Annotated in this window: 4 protein-coding genes; 1 reads left to right on the forward strand and 3 read right to left on the reverse strand. The window is 54.3% G+C overall.

Annotation, left to right across the window (positions count from 1 at the left end; all coding sequences use genetic code 11):
- Positions 1 to 87: 87 nt before the first annotated feature.
- Positions 88 to 867, reverse strand: coding sequence for a helix-turn-helix domain-containing protein (locus N1078_RS19260; protein WP_274089678.1), 780 nt, complete (start codon positions 865 to 867; stop codon positions 88 to 90).
- Positions 868 to 897: 30 nt separating this feature from the next.
- Positions 898 to 1,125 (reverse strand): hypothetical protein, encoded by a 228-nt coding sequence (locus tag N1078_RS19265; RefSeq protein ID WP_172926437.1) that lies wholly within the window; start codon positions 1,123 to 1,125, stop codon positions 898 to 900.
- Positions 1,126 to 1,287: 162 nt separating this feature from the next.
- Between N1078_RS19265 and N1078_RS19270 the strand changes: the two genes are divergently transcribed.
- Positions 1,288 to 2,256: a hypothetical protein gene (locus tag N1078_RS19270; protein ID WP_274089679.1), complete on the forward strand. Its 969-nt coding sequence runs from the start codon at positions 1,288 to 1,290 to the stop codon at positions 2,254 to 2,256.
- Here N1078_RS19270 and N1078_RS19275 read toward each other — a convergent pair.
- On the reverse strand, positions 2,236 to 3,294 hold the full coding sequence (locus tag N1078_RS19275) for a tyrosine-type recombinase/integrase (protein WP_274089680.1): 1,059 nt from the start codon (positions 3,292 to 3,294) through the stop codon (positions 2,236 to 2,238). The two genes, N1078_RS19270 and N1078_RS19275, sit on opposite strands and share 21 nt — an antisense overlap.
- Between the last annotated feature and the right edge of the window lie 171 nt (positions 3,295 to 3,465).

A 3,465-nucleotide genomic window follows, 5' to 3' on the forward strand; every position in this document is an offset into this window, starting at 1 on the left:
AATGAGTGTCCGGATCAGCGTGGAATCACTGTCCGGATGTGCGTGGAATGGGTGTCCGAGTCAGCGTGGAATCCGCAGGATGGGTCGCTATTTGGATTTCTTGGGGACAGTGTGCTTCTTGAGTAGCTCTTGCAGCTCATTGAGGAATTGACGGCCTGCGTGTTTATCCGGAGTGAGCTCCTGATCTTGCATGTGTTCAGCATTACGTGGTCCATGCCGACGAGCCTTGGTATTGGGTACGAACTTTCCGACTTGAGCCACTGCAACCAGCTTTCGAAGTAACCCTATGGGGTTTCGAACTTTACCTGCCTCTAGCAGGGTCGCTATCTCATCGAGGACGAGTTGCCGCAAGTCCGCCGGGCATTGCTGGATCAGTTTCTGGGTAGCGGCTTGGTTCCTGCCAGTTAATTCATCGGGAAATGAGAGTGCTTGAAGATGGTTGCTTTGGTCTGTTTTAGGTTCTTTTATGGTTCCTGGTGGTTGGGCTGACACTGGTGTCAGGCTTTCGCTACCTCTGCTTTCATCCTTTTGTTCCTGCTTTTTCAGGGTTTCGCTTGCCTCTGCAGCAAAGGGTGACAATTTGGCCGGGTTAGTTATCCACAGGGGATTGATCCGATATTCTGTCGCAAACCCGCGACCGCCATTCCCGTGTCTGACAGTGAGTAGCCATCCACTCTCACGCATCTGCGCGAGGTAGCGACGAACGCTACGTTCGCTCTGTCGGGTCTTCTTGGCGATATATGCGACGCTGGGGCGGATATTGGTGCCGTTGTCGTGTGCGTGGTCGGCGTACGCCAAGGCTGTCAGCAGCTCGCTGCCGCCTGCCGGGTAGTGTTCCCAGACCAAACTTGAGATTTTTATGCTCATAAGGACGCTGCTGAAGTAGGTTTGGAATGGTTAGTTTTTGATGCCATCGTCGATCAATTTCGCAATATCCGCTGTGCGAAACAGTACTCGACGTCCCCATTTCCTCTTTGCAGCGTTGATGCTTCGGGCCCAATCGGTTCTGTTGTCTGAGAGGGTAATCCGCAGCCCCTCCGGGCTTCGGTGCATAACCTCGCCGAGTTGCTCGTAGCTCATAAGTATTCCGCAGCGTTCGGTCAGTATTTGTTGGGTTGTCGACATGATGGTTCTCCTAGGTTCAGTTACGGTTCAATCCTAGGGGCATTTCGCAAGGTCGATTAAGAGTTAAAATTTGCCACTTGAAATTTGAGGGGATCCCTGTATTTAGTGGGATTTAGGGCTTTTTCGCATTTTTGATGATTTCGCACCTGAGGTGCTCACAGCGTGTATGCAAATAAAATCCTGTGGCAGGAACATGCTCTCGAGTTACACCTTTGTAAGTCTCTCGGATGGCAGCGCGTGGGCATGTGGCGCCCGCTGGTCGTTGATATTTCACGCCATTCGGTCAAAGAAGCCATGAGGCCACTGCTTTTCAGGAAAATTCTCAAAAGGCATATCCGCGAGCAGCTTGAGGGTGTTGAGCGCTGCTCCGGGCTTCCAGGTGGGCAGCGCCTGATAGATGGACTGCGCTCTGCAGATGCTTTTCTGAGTGGGCGAGAACTTAGTTGGGAGGCATTCGCCGATAAGGGGCGTTCCTTGAGCAATCTCCCTGGCCATTCATCGACATCTGCGCTGGTTTCGCTTGGGCAACTGATGGCAATGGCTCCAGCGATAAACGTATTTTTTGAATATGCCGAGGCGTTTCCAGCTCCCCGCTTTTGCGCCATGTGTTGGCGATTTGTTTTGAGCGGAGAGAAGTACTGTCGGGTACATCGAGTTCCAGTTGGAGGGGCAGTCCTGCAGTCACAACGAGACAGTGATAGCTATTGGTTTGGTCGTAAGCTGTCGCCGCAGTTTGACGAGCAGCTTCGACGCCTTTCAGGCCACGCAAGAAGGGAAAAGCTCCGATCACAGTGGAAGGAACTAACTGAAATCATCCCTTGGCTTGAGCGCCATAGGCCACTGGTATGGCGGTATGTGGTTGGGCGTTTAGGTAAGCCTGAAGGGGCCTCAGAGTTGCTAGCCGTGATTCAGGTGTTAGATGAGCACAATTTAGAAGTTGGCGTCTTCAAGGAGCAGCGTGCGGTTTTCCACAGCTCACTGCTGGCTGATAGGAAAGCCATTTTTGATCTTCTGCTTCGAGCCGAGGCGTGGTTGGGTGCTGCAGAAGAGCGCCGAGCTAACTGGGGCGGAAGAAGGGTTGGGGCCGGTAGGCCGGTAAAGGCTGCTAGATCAGCGCGTCAGCTTGTCTAGCTTACTGACTAGATCTTCAGCACGCAGATGCGTATAGCGTTTCAGCATCTGCATCGATTTGTGTCCGCTGATAGCGGACACCTCTTGGTCGGATAATCCGCCCTCGACTAGTCGGCTGACGGCTTCATGACGCAGGTCATGAAAGCGCAGGTCAGCCATGCCTAGTTTCTTCTTGAGCACACCCCAGGTCTTGTTGAAGTTGTAGGCGCGGCGTTTGCCGTCCTTGCCCGGCTCGCCAAAGAACACCAAGTCGCAATCTATCGGGCGTATCGGGTTGTTTAGCGCAGCTTCAAAGGTCTCTGTTGCCCATTTGCTAAGAGGCACTGTACGTGCGCTATCGTTCTTAGTGTCTGAGAGGCGCACTACGCGCTTTTTCATATCGACCTGATGTCTGCGTAAAGACGTGATCTCTGACGAGCGCATGCCGGTTTCTAGGGCGATGCGAACGATCCAGCCAAGCATGGGGTTGCTGTGGTCGTTTACGGCTGTCAGCAGGAATCGCTCTTCTTCTGCAGACAGGCGCCGGTCACGGCCTTGGCCTGCACTGGGTTTACGGATGTTCAGCACCGGATTGAAGCTCAGCCCCAGTCCCCATTCTTGGATGGCCACTGTGAACAAGTGGCTGAGCAGGGCCAGTTCCAGGCGCACGGTATTGTTACTCGTGGTTTTGCCCCGGCTGGTGATCGAGGCCAGGCGCTTGTCGCGGTAGCTGGCGATGAGCTCGGCCGAGAGGGCTGCCATGGAGTATTTGCCCAGGTGGCTGATCAGCTGTTGGGCTTTGGTGGCTTCGGCGCGCCGGGTGGTTGGCTTCTTGGTGGGGCTTATTTCGGTGAGGTAGCGTTTCAGTGCAATTTCCAAGGTCATACGTTCGGCACCGCTGCGCTGAATGTATACGCCTCTGACCATTTCGTCTTCGATGCGGCGAGCCCAGTCTTTGGCATCGCGACTGGTGCGGAAGGTTTTGGTAGTGGTAGGCCAGCCGCTTTTCCGTACCAGGGCTTTATAGGTGCCTGCGTCCGTTTTGAAGATGGTGGCCATCTTTTTCCTGCTCCAAAGGCGTGCCATCGAAGCGGCACTGTACCGAATTTGTACCTTTGGACTATAGGACTGGTCTAGCTGTTTTTGTGACTGGATCGGGTAGGAGGCGGCCTCACGGCCGCCGTCCTCCCACACCACCGTGCGTACGGTTCCGTACACGGCGGTTCAGGC

The sequence above is a fragment of the Pseudomonas sp. MIL19 genome (assembly GCF_028680365.1).
In the GTDB taxonomy this organism is placed as follows: domain Bacteria; phylum Pseudomonadota; class Gammaproteobacteria; order Pseudomonadales; family Pseudomonadaceae; genus Aquipseudomonas; species Aquipseudomonas spirodelae.